At 49.1% G+C, this 4203-nt stretch carries 2 protein-coding genes and 2 pseudogenes; 2 read left to right on the top strand and 2 right to left on the bottom strand.

Going from position 1 to position 4203, the window contains the following annotated elements:
* Positions 1–71: 71 nt before the first annotated feature.
* Together OGV38_RS12360 and OGV38_RS12355 are read left to right on the top strand one after the other, a co-directional pair.
* Positions 72–1192, top strand: a protein-coding gene (locus OGV38_RS12360) for an IS3-like element ISSen4 family transposase (protein ID WP_096147877.1) whose coding sequence is annotated in 2 segments (ribosomal slippage) — positions 72–330 and positions 330–1192 — 1122 coding nt in all. Because the reading frame shifts where the segments join, the coding sequence is not laid out codon by codon here.
* Between the two features lie 31 nt (positions 1193–1223).
* Positions 1224–1973 (top strand): annotated as a pseudogene (locus OGV38_RS12355) (aryl-sulfate sulfotransferase); the annotation flags it as partial.
* Between the two features lie 64 nt (positions 1974–2037).
* On the opposite strand, the pseudogene OGV38_RS12350 reads toward OGV38_RS12355, so the two are convergent.
* Both OGV38_RS12350 and OGV38_RS12345 read right to left on the bottom strand, forming a co-directional pair.
* Positions 2038–2865, bottom strand: a pseudogene (locus OGV38_RS12350) (bifunctional metallophosphatase/5'-nucleotidase); the annotation flags it as partial.
* 39 nt (positions 2866–2904) lie between these two features.
* A protein-coding gene (locus OGV38_RS12345; RefSeq protein ID WP_117086587.1) for an IS3 family transposase occupies positions 2905–4112 on the bottom strand; the annotation gives its coding sequence in 2 pieces (ribosomal slippage) (positions 2905–3791 and positions 3791–4112; 1209 coding nt in all).
* Positions 4113–4203: the final 91 nt, after the last annotated feature.

The following is a 4203-nucleotide window of genomic DNA, read 5'->3' as shown; positions in this document are numbered from 1 at the left end:
TGACCTGCTCCCCGTTGATTAGTACACCCCGATGTTAGTAATGTCTTCATAAGCCACATGAGGACATCCCCATGAAGAAGCGTTTTTCCGACGAACAGATCATCAGTATTCTCCGCGAAGCCGAAGCTGGGGTACCCGCCCGTGAACTCTGCCGCAAGCATGCCATTTCCGATGCCACGTTTTACATCTGGCGTAAGAAGTATGGCGGTATGGAGGTGCCTGAAGTTAAGCGCCTGAAGTCGCTTGAGGAAGAGAACGCCAGACTCAAGAAGCTGCTTGCCGAAGCCATGCTGGATAAAGAGGCGCTTCAGGTGGCTCTTGGGCGAAAGTACTGACGACAGACCAGAAGCGGGAAGCCGTGATGTTGATGTGTGATGCGACCGGTCTGTCGCAACGTCGTGCCTGCAGGCTTACAGGTTTATCCCTGTCGACCTGCCGCTATGAGGCTCACCGTCCGGCTGCTGATGCGCATTTATCAGGGCGCATCACTGAGCTGGCACTGGAGCGCAGGCGTTTTGGCTACCGTCGTATTTGGCAGTTGCTGCGCCGTGAAGGGCTTCATGTTAATCATAAGCGCGTGTACCGGCTTTATCACCTCAGTGGCCTGGGCGTAAAACGCAGAAGACGTCGTAAAGGGCTGGCAACAGAACGTCTGCCGCTGCTCCGTCCGGCGGCGCCCAATCTGACCTGGTCGATGGATTTCGTCATGGACGCACTTTCCACCGGTCGCAGGATCAAGTGTCTTACCTGCGTCGATGATTTCACAAAGGAATGCCTGACGGTCACTGTTGCCTTTGGGATTTCAGGCGTTCAGGTCACGCGTATTCTGGACAGCATTGCACTGTTTCGAGGCTATCCGGCGACGATAAGAACTGACCAGGGGCCGGAGTTCACTTGCCGTGCACTGGATCAATGGGCCTTTGAGCATGGTGTTGAGTTGCGCTTAATCCAGCCGGGCAAGCCAACGCAGAACGGATTTATTGAGAGCTTTAACGGACGATTTCGCGATGAATGTTTGAATGAGCACTGGTTCAGCGATATCGTTCATGCCAGGAAAATTATTAATGACTGGCGGCAGGATTATAACGAATGCCGCCCGCACTCCACGCTGAATTATCAGACACCGTCTGAATTTGCAGCGGGCTGGAGAAAGGGTCATTCTGAGAATGAAGATTCCGACGTTACTAACTGAGTGTTGTATCTAATCGTGGGGGCAGGTCAATATTAATACAACCAATAATGTGCTGGTTTCATCAGGGCGTCACCAAAGTGCCATCTTCGGTGTTGATGTCGACTCGGGCCAACTGCGTTTTATTATGGCTGATCATGAAGACTGGGCCTCCGACTTTGAGGAATACTTGCTGACACCTGTCGATGAGTCAGGTAATCCGCTGTTTGATTTTTCTACTCAAGATGGAATTGATTTAGCGAACAGTAATTTCTGGACATGGGGGCAGCATAATATCGTAGAGATTCCAAATGCTGAGATCGGTATTCTGGAGTTTTTAGTTTTTGACAATGGAAATTATCGTTCTCGAGACGATGCAAGGAGCTTGTTGCCAAAGGATAACTTTAGCCGGGTAGTTCAGTTTAGAATAGATCTAAACACGATGACGGTAACACGCTCGTATGAATATGGGAAAGATGAGGTTGGTAGCAGGGGCTACAGCAGCTTCGTAAGTGCCAAGCATTTATTGAGCAATGGTAATCTGGTCATCCATTTTGGTGCAAGCACCATGGATGAAAATGGTCGTCCTCTATCTGCCCAACCGGGATACAGTGATATTGTGGATCCGCAAGATGGAAGTCAGGCGCTGGGGATGTTGGTATTACAAGAGATCAATAAGCAGACGAAACAGCTTCTTTTTGAGGCGACGGTAACGTCAGGTTATTATAAAAATGCTGAAGTAAATGGTGATGATTATCGTTATGATATTTCTGCTTTCAGAGTTTATAAACTGCCATTATTTTGATAAGTAAAAATGAATGCGGCCATGATTGTGGCCGCATTATGTATTAAATGATCTTACTAAAAAATCATTTGCTAATATCGTCAACACGCATTGTGTGATCAGGAACAATGTTCTTCACATGCTCCATGTAATCGATTATTGCCTGAGCGGTTTGTAATCCCTTAATGTATTTAACATTTTTACTATTGGTGAAACTAAATCCACCACCGCCTTTCCCGATAAAAGAATCCAGAGCAATAGTATAAAATTGACTGTCTTCTACCGGTTTTCCTTTAATATTAAACGAAACAATACGCTGCCCCAACGGTTTTGTGCTGTCGTATTTAAACTGTACTGTTTTTGACGCGTGTAGCGTCCCATTTTTCAAATCTGCGGCATGAGACATAATTGACCTGAGATCTTTACCGCTGATCTCCACACTCATTACATCATTGGTGAATGGATACATGCTCAATACATCACCATATGTAATGTTGCCTTTGGGTAATTCGGAACGAATACCGCCAGCATTATAGAATGAGGCATCGGCGTAAGGTACCTTATACATCAAAGCATCAGTAATTAAATTACCTGTAGTAGCAGATTCACCATAAGAACGGGTCAAAATTTCAGGTGAGTAGGCGACGACTCTGTCGGTAATTTTCTTAACTTTATTGTTCCACTCATCGATTTTTGCCTGTGTTTGCGGATCAGGCTTATAGGTATCTGCGTACATCGTGATTAGCTTACCATTGTAGCTATCCACTTTTTTGGTTTCAGGGTTCCAGTCGAGGACTAACTTGCCTAACTCAATCGTGTAGGCATTAGTTGAAACCACCAACGTATCGCCGACTTTAATGGGTTCTGGAGTACCTTTATGGGCATGGCCGGTGATCAGTACGTTCAACCCGTAGCTGATCTTGACCCTCCATCTCCGAACAGCTTTTGTATCTTAAGTTAACGATGTCCGCTGCCGCCGGTATTCCCTCGGGGAGTGATATCCCAGCGCGCTGTGCGGGTGGTTTTCATTGTAATGCGTGAACGCTACTGCAAGGTTTCGCAGTGCTGTTCTCACATCCGGTTTTGGCATGAACGCGATATAGTCTTCTTTCATCGTTTTCACGAACCGTTCGGCCATGCCATTACTCTGCGGGCTGCTCACCGCTGTTGTGCAGGGCTCCAGATTCAGCTCTCTCGCGAACCTCCGCGTTTCATACGCGGTATACGCTGAACCGTTATCCGTCAGCCACTGCACCGCTGTGTCGGGCAACCTGTCGCCGAAGCGCTTTTCCACCGACCTCAGCATCACATCCTGCACGGTCGAACTGTCATAGCCTCCCGTGCTTGCTGCCCAGTCTATGGCCTCACGGTCGCAGCAGTCCAGCGCGAACGTTACCCGCAGTTTTTCGCCGTTGTCGCAGCCGAACTCGAAGCCATCTGAACACCAGCGCATATCGCTTTCTGCCACCGCTATCTTGCCCTTATGTTCACGCTTCGGTCGCTCTGGTTTGTGATGCAACAACAACAGGTTATGCTCACGCATTATCCTGTAAAGCCGTTTGGCATTCACAGGTAGCTGTCCCTCTGTGCGACGTTGCTTGCGCAGGATGCCCCACACGCGTCGATAACCATAACTCGGCATATCGCTGATAATGTTGAGGATAGCCGACAGTATTTCTGCGTCTGCTTCTTCATTACGCCGGTTACAGCGCCTGTCCTGCCAGTCGGCAGAACGGTTAATCCGCAGTGACAGTTGCGCACGCGACACGCCCATGGTCCGGCAGACCATGGCTATTCCCCGTCCTTTGGCAACAAGGGCGCGTGCGCTATCCATTTTCGCGACTGACCGTACTCCACGGCTTCTTTCAGGATCTCAACTTCCATCGTCTTCTTGCCCAGAAGGCGCTGAAGCTCCCGGACCTGCTTCAGAGCAGCAGTAAGCTCAGAAGCAGGAACGACTTCCTCTCCAGCCGCAACGGCGGTGAGGCTGCCTTCCTGATATTGCTTCTTCCACTTAAACAGCAGGCTGGGCTGGATACCATGCAGGCGGGCGACATGGGAGACATTCATACCCGGCTCCATCGTCTGCTGGATAATGGCGATCTTCTCCTGAGGAGTTTTACGTTTACGGACTTCTTGCCCTAACAGGATCCCGGTCATCTCAAAATTGGCGTTAGTGTTAGACATATATTCAAGCCTATCTCTTATCTGGAGATACAGCTACTGTCCGGTGTTTCAGGGGGCTACATCA

This window comes from Citrobacter sp. Cb080, assembly GCF_030334745.1.
Taxonomy (GTDB): Bacteria; Pseudomonadota; Gammaproteobacteria; order Enterobacterales; family Enterobacteriaceae; genus Citrobacter; species Citrobacter braakii.
Note: the sequence above shows the minus strand (reverse complement) of the source record. Positions and strands in the feature narration are given on the sequence as shown.